General features: G+C 62.3%; 20 protein-coding genes. 7 read left to right on the top strand and 13 right to left on the bottom strand.

Features of this window, described 5'->3' with window-relative positions:
* The first annotated feature begins 150 nt into the window (after positions 1-150).
* The 5 genes from odhB to FKL89_RS07265 all read left to right on the top strand — a co-directional run bounded on the left by odhB (position 151) and on the right by FKL89_RS07265 (position 6,470).
* On the top strand, positions 151-1,383 hold the full coding sequence (gene odhB / locus FKL89_RS07245) for a 2-oxoglutarate dehydrogenase complex dihydrolipoyllysine-residue succinyltransferase (protein WP_156862124.1): 1,233 nt from the start codon (positions 151-153) through the stop codon (positions 1,381-1,383).
* Between the two features lie 211 nt (positions 1,384-1,594).
* Positions 1,595-3,022 (top strand): dihydrolipoyl dehydrogenase, encoded by a 1,428-nt coding sequence (lpdA, locus tag FKL89_RS07250; protein WP_156862125.1) that lies wholly within the window; start codon positions 1,595-1,597, stop codon positions 3,020-3,022.
* Between the two features lie 93 nt (positions 3,023-3,115).
* Positions 3,116-4,237 (top strand): cell division protein ZapE, encoded by a 1,122-nt coding sequence (gene zapE, locus FKL89_RS07255; protein ID WP_156862126.1) that lies wholly within the window; start codon positions 3,116-3,118, stop codon positions 4,235-4,237.
* Positions 4,238-4,288: 51 nt separating this feature from the next.
* Positions 4,289-5,266 carry a glycosyltransferase family 2 protein gene (locus FKL89_RS07260; RefSeq protein WP_156862127.1) on the top strand — a complete coding sequence of 326 codons (978 nt, stop codon included), beginning with the start codon at positions 4,289-4,291 and terminating at the stop codon, positions 5,264-5,266.
* 103 nt (positions 5,267-5,369) lie between these two features.
* Positions 5,370-6,470 carry a DUF2855 family protein gene (locus FKL89_RS07265; protein ID WP_156862128.1) on the top strand — a complete coding sequence of 367 codons (1,101 nt, stop codon included), beginning with the start codon at positions 5,370-5,372 and terminating at the stop codon, positions 6,468-6,470.
* Positions 6,471-6,676: 206 nt separating this feature from the next.
* Here the strand turns inward: FKL89_RS07265 and FKL89_RS07270 are convergent, their stop codons facing one another.
* The 9 genes from FKL89_RS07270 to hisS form a co-directional block, all read right to left on the bottom strand.
* Positions 6,677-6,868, bottom strand: a complete 192-nt coding sequence (locus tag FKL89_RS07270) for a DUF2065 domain-containing protein (protein WP_238363525.1) — start codon at positions 6,866-6,868, stop codon at positions 6,677-6,679.
* Positions 6,869-6,885: 17 nt separating this feature from the next.
* On the bottom strand, positions 6,886-7,758 hold the full coding sequence (gene hflC / locus FKL89_RS07275) for a protease modulator HflC (protein ID WP_156862130.1): 873 nt from the start codon (positions 7,756-7,758) through the stop codon (positions 6,886-6,888).
* A 15-nt stretch (positions 7,759-7,773) separates the two neighbouring features.
* Positions 7,774-9,207: an FtsH protease activity modulator HflK gene (gene hflK, locus FKL89_RS07280; protein WP_156862131.1), complete on the bottom strand. Its 1,434-nt coding sequence runs from the start codon at positions 9,205-9,207 to the stop codon at positions 7,774-7,776.
* Between the two features lie 15 nt (positions 9,208-9,222).
* Positions 9,223-10,392: a GTPase HflX gene (gene hflX, locus FKL89_RS07285; protein ID WP_156862132.1), complete on the bottom strand. Its 1,170-nt coding sequence runs from the start codon at positions 10,390-10,392 to the stop codon at positions 9,223-9,225.
* Between the two features lie 38 nt (positions 10,393-10,430).
* The gene (gene hfq, locus FKL89_RS07290; protein WP_156862133.1) at positions 10,431-10,670 is read right to left on the bottom strand and encodes an RNA chaperone Hfq; all 240 of its coding nucleotides are present in this window, start codon (positions 10,668-10,670) and stop codon (positions 10,431-10,433) included.
* A 155-nt stretch (positions 10,671-10,825) separates the two neighbouring features.
* Entirely contained in the window at positions 10,826-12,271 is a 1,446-nt protein-coding gene (gene der / locus FKL89_RS07295) for a ribosome biogenesis GTPase Der (RefSeq protein ID WP_156862134.1), read from the bottom strand.
* 65 nt (positions 12,272-12,336) lie between these two features.
* Positions 12,337-13,539: an outer membrane protein assembly factor BamB gene (gene bamB, locus FKL89_RS07300; protein ID WP_156862135.1), complete on the bottom strand. Its 1,203-nt coding sequence runs from the start codon at positions 13,537-13,539 to the stop codon at positions 12,337-12,339.
* Complete coding sequence (locus FKL89_RS07305; RefSeq protein WP_156862136.1) at positions 13,536-14,258, bottom strand: YfgM family protein; 723 nt, start codon at positions 14,256-14,258, stop codon at positions 13,536-13,538. Before FKL89_RS07305 ends, bamB begins: the two co-directional genes overlap by 4 nt.
* Before the next feature lie 31 nt (positions 14,259-14,289).
* Positions 14,290-15,585, bottom strand: a complete 1,296-nt coding sequence (gene hisS, locus FKL89_RS07310; protein WP_238363526.1) for a histidine--tRNA ligase — start codon at positions 15,583-15,585, stop codon at positions 14,290-14,292.
* 360 nt (positions 15,586-15,945) lie between these two features.
* Between hisS and FKL89_RS07315 the strand changes: the two genes are divergently transcribed.
* Positions 15,946-16,485, top strand: coding sequence for a glycine-rich domain-containing protein (locus FKL89_RS07315; protein WP_156862137.1), 540 nt, complete (start codon positions 15,946-15,948; stop codon positions 16,483-16,485).
* A 20-nt stretch (positions 16,486-16,505) separates the two neighbouring features.
* Positions 16,506-18,197, top strand: coding sequence for a tetratricopeptide repeat-containing diguanylate cyclase (locus FKL89_RS07320; protein WP_156862138.1), 1,692 nt, complete (start codon positions 16,506-16,508; stop codon positions 18,195-18,197).
* 34 nt (positions 18,198-18,231) lie between these two features.
* On the opposite strand, the gene ispG is transcribed toward FKL89_RS07320, so the two are convergent.
* Genes ispG through rlmN form a run of 4 tightly spaced genes read right to left on the bottom strand, consistent with a single transcriptional unit; the run spans position 18,232 to position 22,450 of the window.
* Complete coding sequence (gene ispG, locus FKL89_RS07325; RefSeq protein WP_156862139.1) at positions 18,232-19,536, bottom strand: flavodoxin-dependent (E)-4-hydroxy-3-methylbut-2-enyl-diphosphate synthase; 1,305 nt, start codon at positions 19,534-19,536, stop codon at positions 18,232-18,234.
* A gap of 27 nt (positions 19,537-19,563) precedes the next feature.
* A complete protein-coding gene (locus FKL89_RS07330) occupies positions 19,564-20,478 on the bottom strand; it encodes a RodZ domain-containing protein (protein WP_156862140.1) in 915 nt (304 codons plus the stop codon).
* Positions 20,475-21,296, bottom strand: a complete 822-nt coding sequence (gene pilW, locus FKL89_RS07335) for a type IV pilus biogenesis/stability protein PilW (RefSeq protein WP_156862141.1) — start codon at positions 21,294-21,296, stop codon at positions 20,475-20,477. The genes FKL89_RS07330 and pilW overlap by 4 nt, the downstream gene beginning before the upstream one ends.
* Complete coding sequence (gene rlmN, locus FKL89_RS07340; protein WP_156862142.1) at positions 21,293-22,450, bottom strand: dual-specificity RNA methyltransferase RlmN; 1,158 nt, start codon at positions 22,448-22,450, stop codon at positions 21,293-21,295. Before rlmN ends, pilW begins: the two co-directional genes overlap by 4 nt.
* Positions 22,451-22,453 lie beyond the last annotated feature (3 nt).

Here is a 22,453-nt window from a genome sequence, read left to right on the forward strand (position 1 = left end):
TTTGTCAGGACGAATGACGAAGGACAAACGCGCTTTGCGTTAGACGAAATCCAAAGAAATGATCCGTAGGGTGGGCACCTTTGCCCACCACCACAAAGTAACCGCGTGGGCAGCGACTGCCCACCCTACGAGAAGAACCTGGAAGAGACTATGTTGATCGAAGTAAAAGTGCCGCAACTCGCCGAAGGCACACCCGAAGGAACCCTTGCAGCGTGGCATGTGAAGGCAGGCGACGCCGTCAAGCGCGACCAGAATCTGTGCGACATCGAAACCGACAAAGTGGTGCTCGAAACCCCGGCGCAGGGCGACGGCGTGCTGGTTGAGATCAAGATTGCGGCGGGCGCTACTGTGACCTCCGGCGTCGTCCTCGGCGTGATTGACACCGAAGCCAAGGCCGGAGCCGCCCCGTCGGCGACCAGTGCCACTGCTGCTGCGGCGCCTGCGGTCGCCGCCCCGGCTGCTGCGGCGACTGCTCCGGCAGCGCCCGGTGCACTGCCCGCGGCGAAAAAGATGATGGCCGATGCCGGTATCGATGCCGCCAGCGTGCAGGGTACGGGCCGCGGTGATCGCATCACCAAGGGTGACGTGATTGCTGCAGTGGAAGCCAAGTCAGCGCCTGCGGCAGCCCCCGCGCCCAAGGCCGCGCCCGTGTCGGCCCCGCCGGTCAACGTGCCGCTCGGCAATCGCCCCGAGCAGCGCGTGGCGATGACCCGTCTGCGCGCACGCGTGGCCGAGCGCCTTGTGCAATCGCAATCCACTGCTGCCATCCTGACCACGTTCAACGAGGTCAACATGAAGCCGGTGATCGACCTGCGCAATGTTTACAAGGACAAGTTCGAGAAAGTGCACGGCGTCAAGCTCGGCTTCATGAGCTTCTTCGTCAAGGCCGCCGTGCACGCGCTGAAGAAATACCCGGTGGTCAACGCGTCGGTCGATGGCAACGACATCGTCTACCACGGCTACTACGACATCGGCATCGCGGTGGGTTCGCCACGCGGCCTGGTGGTGCCGATCCTGCGCGATGTGGATCAAATGAGCATCGCCGACATCGAGAAGCAGATCGCTGACTTCGGCAAGCGCGCGGGAGAAGGCAAGCTCGGCATCGAAGAGCTGACCGGCGGCACCTTCACCATCTCCAACGGGGGCACGTTTGGATCGATGCTGTCAACGCCGATCATCAATCCGCCGCAAAGCGCCATCCTCGGCGTGCATGCGACCAAGGATCGCGCCGTCGTTGAAAACGGCCAGATCGTCATCCGCCCGATGAATTACCTCGCGATGAGCTACGACCACCGCATCATCGACGGCCGCGAAGCAGTGCTGTCGCTGGTCGCGATGAAAGAGGCGCTGGAGGATCCGGCGCGGTTGCTGCTGGATTTGTAATGCTCGTCACGCAGGTGGTGGTGCGCTGCTGACTTGTTTGCATGCAAGTCAAGACGCGACTCATCACCCTCGCAATTGCACTGGCTGCATTAGCCATCGGCTGCCTTATCTACTTCGGTTGGGTGCAGCTTGAGATCGACAAGTGCCTGGACGCAGGCGGACGATGGAATGATCGCGTTCACGCGTGTGAGCGTTGGTGAAGGAAAACACAATGGATCAATTTGACGTAGTGGTGATTGGTGGCGGCCCCGGTGGCTATGTGGCGGCGATTCGCGCTGCACAACTCGGCTTCAAGACCGCCTGCATCGACGAGTGGAAGAACGCCAAGGGCGGCCCGGCGCCGGGCGGCACCTGCACCAATGTGGGCTGCATCCCGTCGAAGGCGCTGTTGCAGTCCTCCGAGCACTACGAACATGCGCTGCATCACTTCGGCGATCACGGCATCACCATCAAGGGTGCGTCGATGGACGTGGCGAAGATGGTGGCCCGCAAGGACGCCGTGGTGAAGCAGAACAACGACGGTATCCTCTACCTGTTCAAAAAGAACAAGGTGACCTTCTTCCACGGTCGCGGTGCGTTTGCCGGTGCGGCGAAGGATGGCGTCTATCAGATCGATGTCAGCGATCCTTCCAGCACCTCGATCGCCGCGAAGCAGGTGATCATCGCCACCGGCTCCAATGCCCGCGCGCTGCCGGGTGTGGCGTTTGACGAGAAGCTGGTGCTGTCGAATGACGGCGCGCTCTCCATCGGCGAAGCGCCGAAGAAGCTTGGTGTGATTGGTGCCGGCGTGATTGGCCTGGAGATGGGCTCGGTCTGGCGTCGCCTTGGCGCGGAAGTGACGGTGCTCGAAGGCTTGCCAAACTTCCTCGGTGCGGTGGACGAACAGATCGCAAAAGAAGCGGCCAAACTGTTCAAGAAGCAGGGCTTCGCGATTCACCTCGGCGTCAAGGTCGGTGCGGTCAAGACGGGCAAGAACGATGTCACCGTCGAGTACACCACGGCGGACGGCAAGGCGGAAACGGCGACCTTCGACAAGCTGATCGTGTCGATCGGCCGCGTGCCGAACACGACAGGCCTCAATGCTGATGCGGCGGGCGTGAAGCTCGACGAGCGCGGCTTCATCGTTGTTGACGGCGACTGCAAGACCAGCGCGCCGAATGTGTGGGCGGTGGGCGACGTGGTGCGTGGCCCGATGCTCGCGCACAAGGCCGAGGAAGAGGGCGTCGCGGTCGCCGAGCGTATGGCAGGCCAGCATCCGCACATCGATTTCAACTGCATCCCGTGGGTGATTTACACCTCGCCGGAGATCGCCTGGGTCGGCCAGACCGAGCAGCAATTGAAGGCAGCGGGCGTCGCCTACAAGGCTGGCAGCTTCCCCTTCCTCGCCAATGGTCGGGCACGGGCGCTCGGCAGCACCGACGGGCTGGTCAAGATTCTGGCCGACGCGAAAACCGACAAAGTGCTCGGCATGCACGTGATCGGCCCGGTCGCCTCGGAGCTGATCGCCGAAGGCGTGATGGCGATGGAGTTTGGTGCGTCCAGCGAAGACATCGCCCGCATCTGCCACGCCCACCCGACGCTGTCGGAAGCGACCAAGGAAGCCGCACTGGCGGTGGACAAGCGGACGCTGAATTTCTAGCGTTGCGTTTACTTCCGTTCGTAGTGAGCTTGTCGAATCACGAACGCAGATCAACTGAGCCCTTCGAAGGGCTCAGGGCGCGCGGGTAGTTGTTTGCTGCAAAACCTGGAAAAAATCTGTCAGGAACGCGGGATCACACTGGATCCTGCGCAACAGCGCGCCGCGCAACGCCTCGCGCAGTTGAACGACGAGCTGCACGCGTTCAAGGACAAACGCGCATCGCTGATGGGCTTGGGGCGAATGTTCACGCGACCACAGCTGCCGCGCGGTGTCTATTTTTTCGGCGGCGTCGGTCGCGGCAAGAGCTTCCTGATGGATGCCTTCTACGCCAGCACGCGCGTTCGTCGCAAGGTGCGCGTGCACTTCCACGCCTTCATGCGCAGCGTGCATGCCGAGCTGCGTGGATTGAAGCATGAGGCCGATCCGCTGGTGGTGGTGGCCGAGCATCTGGCCGAGCGCTACCGGCTGATCTGCTTCGACGAATTTCACGTCAGCGACATCGCCGACGCGATGATCCTCGGGCGTCTGCTGTCGAACTGCCTGGACAACGGCATTGTGTTCGTGATGACGTCCAACTACACGCCCGACCGCCTGTATCCCGATGGATTGCAGCGGCAAAATTTCCTGCCGACCATTGCGCTGATCAAGGACCGGATGGACGTGATCGAGGTGGACAGCGGCGTTGACTACCGCCGCCGCACGCTGGAGCAGGATCACGTGTATCACAGCCCGCTCGGCGCCGCGACCGACGACAAGCTCGCAGCGACATTTGCGCGGCTGGCGACCTCGAAGCCCTCCGCCGAGAAGCACATCACCATTCTCGGCCGCGATGTTGCGGTGCGGCGGCAGGCCGATGGCGTGATCTGGTTTGATTTCGCGGCGCTGTGCGAGACACCACGGTCGCAAAACGACTATCTCGAACTGGCGCAGTCGTATCACACGCTGATCCTGTCCAACGTACCGCTGCTGGCAACGAAGGACAGCAACGTGATCCGCCGCCTGACGTTGCTGGTGGACGTTCTCTACGACCATCGGGTGAAGCTCATCATCAGCGCGGCGGCGTCGCTGGTCGAGATCGCCGCCGTTGATGACGACGTGAAAGACAGCGATACCCGCCGCGTGCTCAGTGAGTTCTCGCGCACTGCGTCGCGCCTGACCGAGATGCAGAGTGCGGAGTACATGAGCGAGCCGCATTTGCCGTCGCTGATCAGGTAACGGCATGTTGCCTTCGGCCTTTGCTACGCGGATTGGGCAGGAGCAGCTGCTTTGAGATTGGTCGCGGTCTCGATGGTCCGGAACGAGGGCGACATCATCGAAGCCTTCGTGCGCCATCATGCCGGTCTGCTCGACCACCTGGTGGTGCTTGACCACAATTCGTCCGACAACACGCCTGACGTTCTCAAAGCCCTGCAGGCGGAGGGCCTGCCGCTCACGGTGTTGCATGACGAGTCGCTGTCGTTCCAGCAAGGGCCGCGACTGACCGACCTCGCGCGACGCTGCTTTGCCCAGGTTGGTGCCGATTTCGTGTTTCCGCTCGACGGTGATGAATTCCTGCGCGTCGAGTCGCGCGCTGCGCTAGAGCAGGCGTTGCTAAGGGTGCCGGCTGGCGCCTGCGGCAAGGTGCCTTGGCAAACCTATGTTGCGAGCGATGTGGACGACGCGACTGAAGCCAATCCGGTGCGCCGCATGCGTCATCGGGTGGCCGAGGAGCCGAAAGCCGACGTCAAGGTGGTGCTTACCCGGCTACTGCTGTCTGATGCGCGCTGGCAACTGGTGCCGGGAAGTCACATGCTGCTTCGCGAGATGGCCGACGGCGCTACACAGGCAGCGGATATGGTGTTCGTTGAGGGAGTGCGGCTGGCGCATTTTCCGTTGCGTTCTCAGCAGCAGTATCAGCAGAAAATCCTGCTGGGTTGGCTATCGACGCGTTTGCAAAACCCGACCGAGATGGTGGCGGCCGAGTCAGGCCAGCAGATGACGGCGATGTTCTGGCATTGGCGCGAGCTGTTCGCCCGCTTGCTGACCGATCCGTCGCTGACGCCTGCGGACCTGCGCGAGCATGCCCTGCGCATGTATGTTGACCGCGTGCCGCTGAATCATCCGTTCACTGCTCACGCGTTGCTGGAGGACCCGGTCGCGGTTGACTACGCCCTGAGTCTGACGACTGCGCACGACAGCATCGCGCTGGTAAGCCTTGCGCTTTGGGCGGATCGCCTGTTGACCCGAGTTGGCGAGAAACTCTGACGGCCGGCTTTCATGGCGCTTGCTGCGCTATGCTGGACGAGGTTAATGACCGCGGCGGTGTCCGCCATCACCTGTTTCCAGCAACCCTGATCGAGGCCGACCCATGAATGCATCGGTGCAGCACTTCACCGTTCAACGCAACAATCCAGCGCAGGGACGCTGGCATCGGGCCCCCTTGCCGGCTGTCGGTGCTGGCGAGGTCCTGCTTCATGTGGATCTGGTGTCCTTCACTGCCAACAACGTCACCTATGCGATGTTTGGTGAGCGGATGAAGTATTGGGCGTTTTTCCCGACCAACGATGCTGCGAGCGGCAGCATTCCAGTGTGGGGATTCGCAGACGTGGTCGCATCGGCGGCCGACGGCGTTGCGGTTGGCGAACGTTTTTATGGCTACTACCCGATGTCCAGCCATCTGCTGGTGAAGCCGGCGCGCGTCGGTCCGGGTGGCTTTCTCGATGCCAGTGAGCATCGGCGCGAACTGCCCGCGATTTACAACCAGTACGTCCGCTGCAGCACTGACAGCATGTACCGCCAGGACCGCGAAGCCGAGCTGGCGATATTGCGGCCGCTGTTTGCGACCAGCTTTCTGCTGGATGACTTTCTTGCCGACAACCAGGACTTTGGCGCGACCAGGGTTTTGTTGTCGAGCGCGTCGAGCAAGACGGCTTACGGAACGGCGGCCTGCCTCGCGGCGCGCGGCGGCGTGGAAGTGGTCGGATTGACTTCATCGAGCAACGCTGACTTCGTCAATGCGCTCGGTTGCTATTCACGGGTGGTGACCTACGACGCGCTGGCATCGCTGGATCCGTCGGTGCCGACTGTTTATTGCGATTTCGCCGGCAACGCTGCGCTACGGGCTGACATCCATCGTCACTGCGGCGATGCATTGACCTACAGTTGCAGTATTGGCGGCACCCATTGGGACCATCTCGGCGGCGGCGGCGCATTGCCCGGTCCACGTCCGGTACTGTTCTTTGCGCCAAGCCAGGCCAAGAAGCGGGCCGGTGAGTGGGGGCCGGACGGCTTGCAGAGGCGTCTGGGCGAGGCGTGGGAGCGCTTCATCACGCAGGTGACATCGGGCCCGACAAAGTGGCTGACGGTGGCAACCTCATCCGGGCAGGAGGCGATCAGCAAGGCTGTTGCCGACGTCATGCAGGGGCGGGTGCCACCGAACGAAGGCCATGTTTTGCGTTTCGGCAGTTAGGCACGGGTCGATTGCCGACTGCTTCATGGGGCTTGTGCGTGGCAGCAGCTTTTCGCTGAAAGTACCATTGGATAAGGGCTACAGCGGCAATCAGTCCGTTGTCGACTTTCAGCCTTTTGGTGGTCATCGCCCTGAGCGTTTGGCCTTTTCAGCGAAAAGCTGATTTCTCTGGCTGACAGGCTCGGACAGGAGCGTGCGCGTGCGGGTCACCCCAACAGGGCAACTGTGATCCAGTAGGACACCAGCCCGGCAGCGATGGACAGCAGGCCGATCATGCGCAACTGCCCGTCGCTAAAGCGCGCCAGTCGCAGCATCGTCTCCCGCCAGGCTCTGGGCGCCAGAAACGGCAGCAGGCCCTCGATCACGAGCACCAGACAAAGCGCGGCGAAGAAGTCCACAACGGCAGCCGGTCTGGCTATTTGCCCTTGCTGCCCTGCTTCAGGAAGCGGAAGAAGTCGGCGCTCGGATCGAGCACCATCACGTCGCTCTTGTTTTTGAACGATGCCTTGTAGGCTTCGAGGCTGCGATAAAAGGCATAGAACTCTGCGTTCTGGCCATAAGCCGCGCTGTAGATGGCAGCCGCCTTGGCGTCACCGGAGCCCTGCATCTCCTGTGCCTTTTTGTAGGCCTCGGCGAGGATCACTTGTGCCTGCTTGTCGGCATCAGCCTTGATGCGTTCGCTCTCGGCAGCACCGGTGGAGCGCAATTCGGCAGCAACACGCTGACGCTCCGAGCGCATGCGGTCGAACACACGGGTGGACACCGATTCATCGAAATCCACGCGCTTGAGACGGACGTCAACGATGCGAACGCCAATTTTCTTGGCATCAATCTCGGCGGCATCACGAACGATCGCCATGATTTTTTCGCGATCGCCGGACACCACTTCCTGCAGCGTACGCCGCCCGAATTCTTCGCGCAGCAGCGAAGTTACAGTCTGGCCGATCCGGCGTTCGGCCTGCTTCTCGTCGCCGCCGACGGCACGGTAGAACTCGCGGGCGTCGGAGATTTGCCACTTGACGAAGGAGTCCACCTGTACGGGCTGGTTTTCCTTGGTGTTGAAGCGCTCCGATTCCGGGCTGTCCATCGTCAGGATCTGCTTGCTGTACTTGCTGACCGTCTGAATGAACGGAATCTTGAAGTTGAGGCCCGGCTTGTCCTTGATGGCGACAACTTCGCCGAGCTGGCGGACCATGGCGAATTCGCGTTCATCAACGGTGAACAGCGTCTGCGAGAACGCAAACACCACGACCAGGAATGCGGTGAGCAGGGGAGCGATCTTGTTCATGTTGTCAGCTCCTTTCTAGTTGCGCGAGTCGCGGCCACCGCGAGTGGTGTCGCGCGTGTTGCTGCTGCGGGTGTTGCCGGGTGCCTCCACCGCCGCAGCCGGATCGGGCAGCGGCGCACTCGGACGCGCCGCCTCAGTTGCGCTGCTGGCGCCAAGGCCGGTGCTGGCAGCGGCGCGGGTGCCATCCATCAGCTTGTCGAGCGGCAGATAGAGCAGGCTCTGACCCTGTCGCTGGTCAACCAGCACCTTGCTGGTGTTGCCGAGCACCGACTGCATCATGTCGATGTAGAGGCGCTCGCGAGTGACCACCGGGGCCTTGTTGTATTCGCCGACGACCGAAGTGAAGCGCGCGGCATCACCCTGGGCGCGGGTAACAACGCTCTGCTCGTAGCCGGACGCTTCTTCCAGCAGACGTGACGCACGGCCGCGTGCTTCGGGGATGACGCGGTTGGCGTAGGCCTGGCCTTCATTGACCTGCTGCTCGCGGTACTGCTGCGCTTTGACCACGTCCTGGAAAGCCTCGTTGACCGCCTCGGGTGCGGCAACAGCCTGCAGATTGAGCTTGCTGATGGTGATGCCGGTGCCGTAGCGATCCAGCAATTGCTGCATCAGCTTCTGGGTGGCACCGGCGAACTCCTCACGACCCTGATTGAGCAGGAAGTCCATTTTGCGTTTGCCGACCACCTCGCGCATGGCGGTTTCTGCCGCCTGCACGACCGCTTCCTCCGGCTTGCGGTGGTTGAACAGGAAGGCTCTCGCGTCCGACAGCGTGTATTGCACTGCGAAGGCGATATCGATGATGTTGAGATCTTCCGTCAACATCTGCGCCTGTTTGGCGTCACGGTTGCGACTGGCCCCACGGAAGCCGACCTCGACCGAGCGAACCTGGTTAAGGTTGACGATGGTGCGGGACTCGATCGGCCACGGGAAATGCCAGCGCGGGCCCGGTTCGGTGGTCTCGACATACTTGCCGAAGCGTTGCACGATGCCGCGCTTGCCTTCGTCAACGATGTAGAACCCGGTGGCGAGCCACAGCAGGGCGCCTACGACGAGGGCCAGCACCAGGCCGCCCGCCGCAAAGCGCGGGCTGATCGGTGGGAATGGCGAACCGCCACCACCGCGTTTGCCGCCTTTTTTGCCACCGAAGATCTCGCCGACGCGATCATTCACCTTTTTCATCAGCTCGTCGAGATCGGGCGGGCCATCCGGCTTATTGCCACGACCGCCGCCGTTGTTGCCACCCGGTGGCGGAGATGAGGGCGGGGGAGGCGGACTGCCGGTCGGCTGCTGTTCGCTGCCCTTGTCGCCGCCTTTGTCGCCAGATGAGTTATCACTGCCGCCGGCGCCGGGTTTGCGGCCCCATTGCGGATCGTTCAGTGACAGCTTGATCCCGTTACGGAAGGCGTTGCGCCAGCGGGTCAGCAGCGAGGGTGTTGCTTGTGTGTTCATTGTCAGGTCGCGTATTTACGCGGCTTTGGCATTCTGCGACGCGTCGTCATGGGCGAACCCGGACTCAGTGTCGTACGGATAGCTATTTTGGCGTGGAAACCGCGCTTGCAAGACGGTACGCAGTTCGGGAATGCCCGCCCCCGTGCGCGCTGAAACAAAAACGCGACTCGCCGCACCGCTTTCATCAGTCTCGATACGGCCGGCGTCGGTGCCGAGGCCGAGCAGATCGCACTTGTTGACCACGATCAGTTGCGGAATGTCGGCAGCGCCAATCTCCTGCAACACGGCGTTCACCGCTTCGATCTGTTGTTCGCGCTGGTCGCTGGCGCCGTCCACGACGTGAAGCAGCAGGTCTGATTGCACCGCTTCCAGTAGCGTCGCCTTGAAGGCTTCCACCAGCTCATGCGGCAGTGCGCGGACGAAGCCCACTGTGTCTGACACCACCAGCGGTTGTGCATCCGCCACATAGAGTTTGCGCACGGTGGTGTCCAGCGTCGCGAACAACTGGTCGGCGGCGTAGGTGCCGGCCGCAGTGAGGCGGTTGAACAGCGTGCTCTTGCCCGCATTGGTGTAGCCGACGATGGCGATCGAGCGTGTTTGCGAACGCTCGCGCTGCCGGCGCTGGGTGTGGCGCTGGCGTTCAACCCGATCAAGGCGCTCGCGCAGGGCGCGAATCTTTCCCGAGATCAGCCGACGGTCAATTTCAAGCTGCTTCTCGCCGGGGCCGCGCAGGCCGATACCGCCGCGCTGCCGCTCAAGGTGCGACCAGCCGCGTACCAGGCGGGTAGACAAATGTTCCAGTTGGGCGAGTTCCACTGCCAGCTTGCCTTCCGCACTGCGGGCGCGCTGGGCGAAGATGTCGAGAATCAGTGTGCGGCGGTCGATGACGCGGCAGGAAAGCTCGCGCTCAAGATTGCGTTCCTGCACGCCAGACAGTGGATGGTTGAAGATCACCAGCTCAGCATGGTGCTCGGCGCAGGCCGCACCAATCTCTTCAACCTTGCCGCGACCAGCGAACAGTGCGGCGTCCGGTTTTTCGCGGCGACCGGTGATTACGCCGGCCGTATCCGCGCCGGCAGTGGCAGCCAGTGATTGCAGCTCTTCGAGATCGTCGGCGATAGGCGCCTTGCCGAATGCAAGTTGCACCAGCACGGCGCGATCATTACCGGCGTGTCGTTCAAACATGGGAGCGTTCCGGGCAGCAGAACGCGCCGCAGCGGGGATTACTCAGATGCGTCGTCTCCGTGCGGAATGCTGACAGCACGGGCGGGAACGATCGTGGAGATCGCATGCTTGTAAACCATTTGGGTGACGGTGTTCTTCAGCAGCACAACGTACTGGTCGAAAGATTCGACCTGACCCTGCAGTTTGATGCCGTTCACCAGGTAGATGGAGACCTGGACGTGCTCCTTGCGTAGCGTGTTCAGGAACGGGTCTTGTAGGGATTGCCCTTTATTGCTCACTTCTTGTTCTCCGAATTATTGAATGATGCTTCCGAATACGCACCAGCCCGGCACGATCGAACGACGATCCTGCAATGAGATGGAGCCGGAGCCTGCAAGTTCAAGCACCCTTTCGGGTTGCACTGCCGCGGGAGGACGCGCCGAAATGAAAGCGATCAGCGCTGGCGACGACCCGACTTGCCGGTCTCTGCGTACGGATTATGCCCCGTACGCAGCTCAAGTCGTAGCGGTGTTCCCCTAAGTTCGAAGGCATCGAGGAAAAACCGCTCCAGAAAGCGCTTGTAGGTGTCAGAGATTCGGTTGAGCGAGGTGCCGTGGATCACGACCACGGGCGGATTGCTGCCACCCTGATGGGCGTAACGCATCTTTGGGCGGATGGTGCCGGCGCGCGGCGGTTGCTGCTTGACAATGGCGTCCTGCAGCGCCCGGGTCAGCTTGGGCGTTGACAGCTTCTTGAACGCCGACGTGTAGGCCCGGTTGGCTGCCGCCATGACCTTGTCGAGACCCTGCCGGGTGCGGGCCGAAATGGTCAGCGTCTCCGCATAGTCAACGAAGTACAGCTTGCGCTCACAATCGTCTTTGAGCTTCTTGCGAGCGTCGGCGTCGGCAATGTCCCATTTGTTGAGGCAGACCACAAGGGCGCGACCGGCATCCTGAACAAACGACGCCAGTTGAACGTCGTGGTCGCTGACGCCCTCGGTGGCATCGACGACGAAGACCACCACATTGGCATCTTCGATTGCCTGCAGCGTCTTGATGACCGAGAACTTTTCAACGGCCTCGGTCACCTTGCCGCGTTTGCGCACGCCGGCGGTATCGATCAGTGTGTAGTCGCGATTTTTGTACTCGAAATCCAGATAGATCGAGTCGCGCGTGGTGCCGGGCTGGTCGAAGGCAATGACCCGTTCTTCCCCGATCAGCGCGTTAACCAGTGTGCTCTTGCCGACGTTCGGGTGGCCGACGATGGCGATCTTGACTCGCGGCGGCGGTTCGGGGATGAACTCGGGCTCTTCGCCCTCGGCGGGCTCCACAGCCTCGACGACATCGCTGCCGGTGACAGCGATATCCTCGTCCTCACTGTCTGCGGGCGAATCGACAACCGGCAGTGGCGCCTTCTCTTCCAGCGCCATCTCGATCAGGGCATTTACGCGATCACCGTGCGCGGCGGAGATCGCATAGGGCTGCCCGATACCCAGCTCGTGGAATTCGGCAGTGACGCGGGCATCGTGCATGCCCTCGGTCTTGTTGACGGCGAGGTAGACGGCGCGACCGCGACGCCGCAGCAATTCGGCGATGCGAGAATCCTGCGGCGTCACGCCAGCACGACCATCGACGAGGAAGATCACGATGTCAGCTTCGTCCAGCGCCTGCAGTGTTTGCCGCGCCATCTCCTTGAGAATGCCGTCCTTGGCTACGGGCTCGAAACCACCGGTATCGATCACGACAAAGCGGCGTTCGCCGACGCGACCCTGACCGTACTGACGGTCACGGGTAAGCCCCGGGAAATCAGCTACCAGCGCTGAACGCGACTTGGTGAGCCGATTGAACAGTGTGCTTTTGCCGACGTTTGGGCGGCCAACGAGGGCAATGGTGGGAAGCATGAGAGGTGAGGCGTGGTGCCTGACGCGGAAACCGGCGGAAGCGAGCCCGCCGTTGTTGCGCCTGGCTAGCGAGCCGTTACCGCGGCGACCTGGCCGCTGCGGGTCTGGATCAGGGTCAATGCACCATCGGCTGTCTGCACCAGACCGGCATCCGACAGGAACGACTCACCGAGGCCACGTCCGGCGATTTTGCCTGTGGTGCGTTCAACAAGGTGCAGTGTGCCTTCCGCGTCCTGAATGGCCAGAAAGTCGCCCATCAGCGCGGTGCCGGTAGCGCGGCGCCCCGCGAGGACATCCTGCTTCCAGAGGGTGCCCCCGGTGCTCTTGTCAAAGGCCTGGGCAACCCCTTTGTCGTCGGCGACATAGACTGCCCGTGCATCAATCTGCGGACCGGTCAGCGTGCTGACGTCTCGCGACCAGAGCAAGGTGCCGCGGATCAGGTCGAAACAGGCCACCCGACCTTGGTAGGCGGATGCGCAAACGCGCTCTGCGTCCACGACTGGTCTGCCAACGACATCCACCAGACGCTCCAGTTCGGATGCGCCTTTGGGAGTTGCCACGGTGGCTTCCCAACCGACGGTGCCGTTGCTCGGGTCCAGCGCCAAAAGCTTGCCCTGTGCGGTACCAACGAAGGCGGCGCCACGCACGGCGATGGGAATTGCACTGGAACGCACCGTCAATGCCGGCAGCTGGCGCTGAATGGTCCATTTGCGATCACCGGTCTTCGGATCCAGGGCTGTTATGCCACCGTCGCCGCCGACCACCAGCACTGCGTCGTCAAAGATCGCCGCTGGCGACACCACCTCGCTGCTCACGCGCGACGACCAGCGCGTCGCACCAGTCATGTCCAGCGCAATCACTTCGGCCTTGCTGGTGCCAACGACAATCAAATCGCTGCCGACCGCTACGCCACCGGAGAGGTTGCCTTTGCCAGCAGGTACCTGAAAACGGTTGCTGACGGCGCCGGACTTTTCGTCGAGCACCAGCACAGTTCCGGTCGGGTGGGCGACGTAGACGCGCCCGTTGGCGACTGCCGGGACCAGCGCGCTCAACTGCTTGCTGCCAATCGCCGCCTGCCAAGCTACCGAGGTGGTTGCGCTGCCGGTCACGGCAGGTAGCGGCAGAACCTTTTTCTCGGTTCCGCCGAGCCACGACGGCATGGAACTGCAACCGGCCAGTGCGGCCAATGTCAGACCGGCGACGAGGCCGCGCGCTATCGGCGACGCCAAATTGAGCGTCATCGTTGCACCGCTGTTACGCGGCGTCATTTTTTGGCTCCGGTGGCCGCTGCCGGCGCTGCGGGAGCGGTCGCAGCGGCTGGCGCCGGTGCAGCAGGGATTGGCGCGCTGGTTGTGACACTCGCCAGTGCGTCCAGTTTCAGTTGCGTGTACTGCCTTTGCGCGCCTTTGGCGTCAAGCTTGGTGAGTGCCGCTTCATACGCGGTTTTGGCGTCGGCCGCTTTGCCTTGCAAATTGAAAATGTCGCCCTTCATGTCCAGAAAGAGGCCCGCGAACGATTCACTGTACTTGCCTTCCAGTGCTGCCAGTGCCGCATCGAACTGCTTCTGGTCAATCAGCACTGCCGCAAGGCGAAGGCGGGCGAGGCTCTTCAGCTCGTCTTCCTTGCTGTTGGCGACGACCCATTCCAGTTGGGTTTTCGCCGTGGCCAGGTCGCCTGCGTCGACCGCAGCCTTGGCGCCAAGCAGTGCGCCGCGCGGTGCGTACCCCGTGCCGGGAAATTTCTCCAGCAACTGTGCCAGCGCGTCCTTGATCTTTGCGGTTTCGTTCTTGCCAACCGCATCACTTAGCGCGAAATACAGTGTGCTCGCCTCTGCAGACTGCTTGGTGGTCCACCACTTCCAGCCCTGGCTGCCGGCGATGCCCAGTGCGACTACCAGCACGGCAGCGGTGACGAAGTTACCGAAACGCGCCCACCAGGCCTTGAGATCGCCCAGTTTTTCTTGTTCGTCGAGATCGTAAGCAGCCATCTTGCAAATTGGAAAAGTTCGGTGGATCGGGTTAGCCGCGCCGCAGATGTGCCGCGACGGCAGAACCCATAATTATCGCCTGTTCGCCCTGAATTGGCTCCCCGGCAGCGTTGCGCATGGGTTTTACGGCTACCGTGCCGGCGGCGACTTCGTTGTCGCCCAGGATCAGTGCGAAGCGCGCGCCACTGGCGTCGGCCTTCTTCATCTGGCTCTTGAAACTGCCGCCACCCGCGTGCTGGGCAACCGCGAGGCCGCTGTCACGCAGGGTTTCGGCCAGCTTGCCCGCCGCGACGCGCGCGGCGTCACCCGCGTGCACCAGGTACGCATCAAGCGGCGCCAGGTTGCTGCGGTCGGCCAGCATCATCAGCATCCGCTCAATCCCCATGCCAAAACCAATCGCTGGCGTCGATTTGCCGCCCAGCTGCTCAAACAGGCCGTCGTAGCGACCGCCACCGCAGACGGTCAGCGGGCTGCCAAAGCGCTCCGTGACAAATTCAAATGCGGTGCGGTTGTAGTAGTCCATGCCGCGCACAATTCGCGGATTGACCTCAAAAGGCACATTGGCTTCCCGCAGCAATTGCTGCAGGGTCTCGAAGTGCGCGCGCGAATCGTCCTGCAGTGAATCGAGCAGGTTCGGCGCCGTTCGGTTCACCTCAATCACGCTTGCGACCTTGCTGTCGAGGATGCGCATCGGATTCGTGTGTAATCGCCTTTTGGCCTCGTCGTCGAGCGCGTCCAGATGCGCTTCATAGTGGGCGATCAGCTTTTGGCGGTACGCAGCGCGTTCGTCGGCATTGCCGAGCGAATTGATCTCCAGGCGCACATCGTCGATCCCGAGCTCACGCCAGATGCGCGCCGTCATGATCATGATCTCGGCGTCGACATCCGGCCCATCAAAGCCGAAACACTCGACGTCGAACTGGTTGAACTGGCGGTAGCGGCCTTTTTGGGGGCGCTCGTGGCGGAACACTTCGCCCAGCGAGTAGATGCGCACCGGGCCGTTGTAGGTCAGATTGGCTTCGATGGCCGCACGCACCAGGCCGGCCGTCAATTCGGGGCGAAGCGTGAGCTTTTCACCGTTGAGCTTGTCTTCGAAGGAATACATCTCCTTCTCGACGATATCGGTGACCTCGCCGATCGAACGCACGAATAGCGGTGTGTGTTCGACGATCGGTGCGCGCATGTTGCGATAGCCATACTGCCGTGCGACGCGGGTAACCGTTTCTTCGAAGAACTCCCATTTCGCGGAGTCTGCGGGCAGCACGTCGTTCATGCCGCGGACAGCTTGCAGTTTCATCGGCGTCGGCGCGTTAGAGGTGTTTTCCATGCTTGAGTGGAGGAGCGTTTCAACAGGCATCTGCGCCGCAAGGTCAGCGCGAAGGGATTGCGGGTACGGTCGAGGAGCAGGGCAGAGATGCGGCAACGGCAGTTGGCGCCAACTGGCTCGGCGTGGGCGGCGCCCGACCGGGCACTATTATCGCCCAGTGCCCCGATACGTTCGCAGTCTGACTGACGACGCGCTGCCTGGTCTGGTATCAGACGTCGCGCGACAACGACAACACCTGACGCCCCAAGCGGCGATGCTTCGGCTACATTACTGCGTCAAGACGCTGGCCTTCGTGCCCGGGTGATTCAGGCAACGGGCGATCAATAACAATCAGCGTGCCAACCAATCAGGAGATCCCGCATGGCTATTGATCCGAATTCGCCGGCATTCCCGGCGGAAGCTGCACGACTGCTAAAGATTGCTGACAGTATTGATATCAGCACCGTTATCAGCCGCTATGCCCGTGAACAAAAAGTGACGCTACCCCGAGCGCGAGCTGTCGGCGTCGAAGGCAAGCGGTTTCTGGTGCTGTGTGCCATGAACGCACAACCTTACGCGGTCGGCGGAGAGGTTGATTCCTTCTGGCACACCTTTGTGCTGTTCACAGTGCGTTACGCCAAGTTTTGCCAGGCTGTGGCCGGGCACTTTATCCATCATATTCCCGGCGACGACATGACCGATGATGCTGCAACAGCGCGCGCCCGATATGCAGCCACGCTTCGCGACTATCAATTGGCGTTCGGGCAGGCACCGGACCCGAGCATCTGGCCCCGATCTGTTGCCGCTGGCAACGACTCCGACGCCGGGCCATGCGTTCACGACTGCACGCCTGCGCTGGATGCCGCGATCCCCTGCGTTCATGATTGCACCCCCGCGGTCGGTGAAGCAGCGGGTTCGTGAGCAGATGCTAAGGCGCTTCTGTGCGCGTTAATGACGTTGCGGCACGCGAAAACCATTTGTACGAACGCAGTGCGACCGGTGCTCCGGCACAGCACTACGACGCGCCCAAACCGGTGGTCACGAAAGTTCACCGCAATGAGCAGAACATGGTAGCTGACTGGGCGCGTGAGGTGATTGCGCTGCAGAGCGCTGGCAAGATCACCGAGGCACTGGCGTTGGTCGAAGCCAGACTGGCCGTCTGCGCCGATGACGGGCGTGCGGCGCTGCTTGCTGCCAAAGCGGTTGTTCTGGCAGCCAGGGGCGACCTTCGGGATGCACTGTCGGTCGCGACGGCTGCGCGGGAAGCGGCACGCCTTGCCGATTCGCAACCGGCGATGGCGGATGCGGGTCTGTCGCTGGCATTTGTCCTGCAAATGCTGGAGGAGCATCGTCGCGCCATCGATATCGCTTCCGAGTGTGATCAGATCGGACGCGAGTACGGCGACGAGTCGCTCAGATTTCGGGCGCAGCGACTGCTGGCGAACTCTTACTCCGTGATAGGGCGGCACGAACAGGCGATCTCCATGCTTCGTGCAGTGATTACGCACCTGGCCGCCGACAGCGACGGGAGTGGCTTGCAGTTGTACTGGGCCCGACTGAATCTGCTGAGGGCAGAAGACAGGCAGCTGCAGGCCAGCACGAGTGAACAGCATGTTCGAAGGTTGGCATTTCGCAGCCTGTATGAGCGCTGGCACTCGTTTGCCGACGAAATGAGCGCTTTGCAACTGGTTCGGCTGCAGGCAATTGCGCTGGCAAAGGCTTGCCACGTGGTCAGCGAATTGGGCGATGACCAATTTGCGCTGGCGAGTCACGAGGCGTCGTTGCCGCTACTCTACTCGGTGGGATTGCGTTCCAACTGCGCCGAAACGGAGTACCAATACGGCGTGGTGCTTTCCAGGCTCGGACGATTCGGGGAAGCCCGCGACGCGTTGCAGCGATCCATCGCGTTGCTGGATGGTCATGGCCCGAGAATTTTGGCACTGGCCTGGGATGCGTTGTCGACGGTATTCGAGGCACTTGACTTGCCATACGATGCCCTGAGTTCGCTCAAACAAGCGCGGCATTTCGAGCGACAGCTACGCGATGGCGAGGCACTCGTGGCCGCCACGCTGGCGGAGCAGCGGGTGTTGATTGATCGTCTCAGCGATGAGTGGTCGCGACTCGCATCCGAGGATCCGCTGACTGGCGTTGCCAACCGCCGCGCCTTTGACCGGCAGCTGGCGGCGATGACGGACGCTGTCAACGGTGACAGTCGCGCTGGCGCGGCATTTGCGCTGGCGTTTTTCGATCTTGATCGGTTCAAGCTGGTGAACGACGCTGCTGGTCATGGCGTCGGAGACACCGTGCTGAAACGATTTGCAGCGATCCTGAGCTCGGGACGCCGCGGTAACGACATGGTTGCACGCCTCGGGGGCGATGAGTTTGCGATTCTGTTTGCCGGAGTTCGTGCCGGTAACCTGGGCGGAATTCTGGACAGTCTGGTGACGAGCGTGCACAGCGAGAACTGGGCTGCAATCGACTCATCATTGCGGCTGACGGTGAGCGCGGGCGCTGTGCACACCGATGAGATCAGCGCGTCACAACGAACACCGACATCGTTGCTGCGGGTTGCGGACGAACGACTTTACGAGGCGAAGCGGAACGGTCGGAACCGGGCCGTCGTGGGTTTCTGACCCAGCTGCGTTGGCGTGACTTCGAAAGCCTCTGCTAACGCGCGACTGACGCGATGGGTATCACCTGACGCCCAACTGCGCCTGCGTCAGTGAGCGATGCCCCCGGACTGTCGCCAGAGTAAGTTCGGTGCACGTACGCATCCAGCAAGGCCTGGAAATCCTCGGCGATCCGGTCGCCCTTGAGCGTGACCGTTTTCTTGCCGTCTTCATAGACGGGAGCCACGGGTAATTCGCCGGTGCCCGGCAAGCTGATGCCGATATTGGCCAGCTTGGATTCGCCCGGGCCATTGACGACGCAGCCCATCACCGCCACGCTCATGTTTTCAACGCCCGGATAGCTGCTGCGCCACACCGGCATTTGCGCGCGTAGGTAGCTCTGTGTCTTGGCAGCGAGCTCCTGGAAGAACGTGCTAGTGGTGCGACCGCAGCCGGGGCAGGCGGTGACCAGTGGCGTGAAAGTGCGCAGGCCCATCGTTTGCAGCATCTCCTGCGCGACGATGACCTCTTTGGTGCGGTCGCCACCCGGCTCCGGTGTCAGCGAGACGCGGATGGTGTCACCGATGCCCTGCTGCAGCAGGATGCCCATTGCAGCGGTTGAGGCGACGATCCCCTTGCTGCCCATGCCCGCTTCGGTAAGGCCCAGATGCAGCGGATAGTCGCAGCGCGCAGCGAGGTCGCTGTACACGGCGATCAGGTCCTGCACATCGCTGACCTTGCAGGAGAGGATGATCTTGTCGCCCGGCAGGCCGACCTCTTCGGCCAGCGCGGCGGATTCGAGCGCCGAGGCGACCAGGGCATCGCGCATGACCTGCTGTGCGCTCTTCGGCTGCGGCAGGCGCGAGTTCTCGTCCATCAGGCGGCCCATCAGGTCCTGGTCGAGGCTGCCCCAGTTGACGCCGATGCGCACCGGTTTCTGCTCGCGACAGGCGATCTCGATCATCTGCGCGAACTGGGTATCGTGCTTGTCGCCACGACCCACGTTGCCGGGATTGATCCGGTATTTCGCCAGCGCCTTCGCGCAATCGGGATAGTCGCGCAGCAGCTTGTGGCCGTTGAAGTGGAAGTCACCCACCAGCGGCACATTGCAATGTAGTTTGTCGAGACCTTCGCGAATGGCGGCGACCGCAGCGGCGGCTTCCGGCGAATTCACGGTGATGCGAACGACTTCCGAGCCGGCGTTGGCCAGCGCGAACACCTGATTGATCGTGCCCTGGATGTCGGCGGTGTCGGTGTTGGTCATCGACTGCACCATGATCGGTGCGTCGCTGCCGACGACTACGTGCCCGATGCGTACCTGGCGCGTAACGCGGCGCCCACGCGGGGAAGTGGAAAGGCTCATGTTGTTGCGCGGTACCGCCGCCTGCAATTACTCGATGCGGAAGCGGGCCACGTCGTTGCGCGTGAGCTCGCTCATGTCGAACGGCTTGCCGTCTACCGCAACTGCGACATTGCTGGCATTACCCACGGTGAACGACAGCGGGAGCGCGCCGTTGAACTCACGGGTCCCCGGTTGTGCCGTTTCCGAAAAAATGACTTCGCCCTTGCTGCGCACCTCGGTCCACGACTTCCCCTTGAAGGTAAGCGTGATGCGCTTTTCGCCCGGCCCGGGCAACAGTGGCGAGCTGGGCAAGGTGGCTGGTACCGGCGCAAGTGTTGCTGACGCGGGTGACGCTGCCGCCGGGGGCTCGTTTGCAGGCGAGGTAGCCCCGTCTTTGGCGGCGCCGTCTGCCGAGCCGCCCGACGGCGGCACAACGACAGGCACTGCGGGCGCGGCGTCGCCGGGGCGTGCCGTTGCGGTTGGGCTACTGGTGACTGTACTTGCCTTGCTGGCGCTCGGCGCCATCGCTTTACCCTGCCAGCTGACCAGGTGACCCCACTGGAAGTAGGCCGCGCCACCGGCAAGCACCGCAATCAGGGTGGCAGGAACCGCCCAGCGGGCGACGCGGCTGCCGTTGTGATCAGATTCGTGCGCGATCTCGCCGATAGCCTCGGGCGTCGGCTTGAGTTCGGTGGCTGCAATGGACTGTGTGGTCCCCTGTTCGATGCCCACGCTCTCCGGATCAAGGCCTACCAGACGGGCATAGCTGCGCATGAAGCCGCGTGTGAACGTGCGCTCCGGGAGGGCACTCCAGTCACCCGTCTCAATGGCAGTGACTTGTCGCACAGAGAGCTTGAGCTTGGTGGCGATGTCCTCCTGCGACATGCCGGCCGCCTCGCGCGCCGCCCGCAACCGGGCACCGGGTGAGGGGACGAATGCGGTCGTTGTCTCGTCGAGACTCACTCGCACACTCCTTTTTGCAGCCGCGCGTTGAGCGGCGAATCGGCGAAACGGGACTTGAGTTGCTGCACGTAACTGTCTTCTGCAGCGCGATCGCCGAGTTGCCGTTCAGCGCAGGCACCGTAGTAGTAAAGCTCGGCCGTCAGCGGCTGCGCACTGAGCGCCATGCGGACCTGCTTGCGTACTTCATCGAAGCGTGCCGTCTTCATGCCGACCGCCGCCAGCCCCTGATAGCCACGGGAGTAAAACGGCTGGATTTGCACCAGGCGGGCAAAGTAAGTCTCAGCTGGACGAATCATGCTGGCTGCGAGGGCGCAACTGCCGGCGTTTTCCAGCGCAACCTGGGGGGTCTGGTACAGCGGCAGCCGCAACGCTGCGTCGAACTGCTCCAGCCCTTCCTTCGGGCGACCCTGACGGCAGAGGTAGGAGCCGTAGTTGTTGCGGATATCGCCTTCGGCCGGGGCCATGGCGACTGCCTGCTGAAAAGCGGCATCGGCCTTCGCAAATTCGCCAAGGTCTGCGTGCACCAGCCCGAGAATGCTGTGCGCAACACCGTATTTCGGATCAAGACGGATTGCCTCGCGCAACTCTTCGAGTGCCACGCTCATCTGGCCGCGCTGGAAGTAATTGGCGCCGAGCTCGGTATGTACCTTGGCGCGGTAACGCAACGGGTCTTCGCCGCCAGGCGCCGCAGCCTGCGCGCTGTCGTCTTCTTTTTTTGACAGATTGCCGCAGGCGGTAAGCAGGGCCATCGCAACACCGGTCACGCCAAGGGCGACCAGTCGAAGGGTACGCGACAGACGCAAAGTTGCACAGGTCACTGCTGGTCTCCCGGAAATTTGGATGAACCCGAAGCCGGATGGATGTTGATCGTTTTCGCGGCTGTCCGGCGCGTGCGATCCTTGATCTGCCCGGCCAGCTGGCCACAGGCGGCGTCAATGTCGTCGCCGCGCGTCTTGCGAATTGTCGTCACGATGCCGGCATCCGACAAGCGGCGCTGGAAGGCGAGGATGCGTTCGCGTGGCGATTTGCCGTAGCCGGAATTAGGGAACGGATTGAACGGGATCAGGTTCAGCTTGCTGGGCACCTGCTTCGCCACTTTGATCAACGCTTCGGCGTGTTCGGGCTGATCATTGACGCCATCAAGCATCACGTATTCGAAAGTGATGAAGTCGCGCGGCGCAAATTCGAGGTAGCGGTTGCAGGCGGCGAGCAGTTCCTTGAGCGGATAACGCTTGTTGATCGGCACCAGCACGTCTCGCAGCGCGTCGGTGGGCGCATGCAGGCTCACCGCCAGCGCCACGGGCACCACGCGTGCCAACTCGTCAATCTGCGGCACCATGCCCGAGGTCGATACCGTCACCCGGCGGCGCGACAGGCCATAGGCATTGTCATCGAGCATCATCTCGAGCGCCGGGAACACGTTGAGATAGTTGGCGAGGGGTTCGCCCATGCCCATCATCACCACGTTGGTGACGGGCTGTACGCCGTCGGGCGTGCGCCCTTCGATACCGAGGTCGGCTTTCAGCGCCTTGTTAGCGTAGCGCAACTGGCCGATGATTTCGCCGACCGTGAGGTTGCGGTTGAAGCCCTGTTTGCCGGTGGAGCAGAACGAGCAGTCGAGCGCACAGCCTGCCTGCGACGAGATGCACAGCGTGCCGCGATCATCCTCCGGGATGAACACTGCGTCCACCGCACTGGTGCCAACGTCGAACAGCCATTTGCGGGTGCCATCGCTGGCGGTGCTGTCGCGGATGACGCTGAGATCGCGGATCTCGGCGTTGGCGGCGAGCAAGTCGCGGGTGGCTTTGGCGATGTCGGTCATCGCCGAAAAGTCAGTGACTTGCGATTGATGCAGCCACTTGAGGGTTTGTTTGGCGCGCATCTTCACGCTGGCAGGCTTTTCGCCGAGTTGGGCGAAAAACTGCGCCAGCGCGGGCTGGTTCAGCTCAAGAAGATTTTGCAGTTCGGCCACGAA

The organism is Casimicrobium huifangae, from assembly GCF_009746125.1.
GTDB classification, from domain to species: domain Bacteria; phylum Pseudomonadota; class Gammaproteobacteria; order Burkholderiales; family Casimicrobiaceae; genus Casimicrobium; species Casimicrobium huifangae.

What these genes read in the sequence shown, in the direction of transcription:
- FKL89_RS07315 (WP_156862137.1), top strand. Translation starts at nt 15,946, where the DNA reads ATGGCTATTGATCCGAATTCGCCGGCATTCCCGGCGGAAGCTGCACGA.
- hisS (WP_238363526.1), bottom strand. Translation starts at nt 15,585, where the DNA reads ATGGAAAACACCTCTAACGCGCCGACGCCGATGAAACTGCAAGCTGTC.
- der (WP_156862134.1), bottom strand. Translation starts at nt 12,271, where the DNA reads ATGCTTCCCACCATTGCCCTCGTTGGCCGCCCAAACGTCGGCAAAAGC.
- hflK (WP_156862131.1), bottom strand. Translation starts at nt 9,207, where the DNA reads ATGAACACACAAGCAACACCCTCGCTGCTGACCCGCTGGCGCAACGCC.
- hflX (WP_156862132.1), bottom strand. Translation starts at nt 10,392, where the DNA reads ATGTTTGAACGACACGCCGGTAATGATCGCGCCGTGCTGGTGCAACTT.
- ispG (WP_156862139.1), bottom strand. Translation starts at nt 19,536, where the DNA reads ATGAGCCTTTCCACTTCCCCGCGTGGGCGCCGCGTTACGCGCCAGGTA.
- lpdA (WP_156862125.1), top strand. Translation starts at nt 1,595, where the DNA reads ATGGATCAATTTGACGTAGTGGTGATTGGTGGCGGCCCCGGTGGCTAT.
- bamB (WP_156862135.1), bottom strand. Translation starts at nt 13,539, where the DNA reads ATGACGCCGCGTAACAGCGGTGCAACGATGACGCTCAATTTGGCGTCG.
- FKL89_RS07305 (WP_156862136.1), bottom strand. Translation starts at nt 14,258, where the DNA reads ATGGCTGCTTACGATCTCGACGAACAAGAAAAACTGGGCGATCTCAAG.
- odhB (WP_156862124.1), top strand. Translation starts at nt 151, where the DNA reads ATGTTGATCGAAGTAAAAGTGCCGCAACTCGCCGAAGGCACACCCGAA.
- FKL89_RS07265 (WP_156862128.1), top strand. Translation starts at nt 5,370, where the DNA reads ATGAATGCATCGGTGCAGCACTTCACCGTTCAACGCAACAATCCAGCG.
- hflC (WP_156862130.1), bottom strand. Translation starts at nt 7,758, where the DNA reads ATGAACAAGATCGCTCCCCTGCTCACCGCATTCCTGGTCGTGGTGTTT.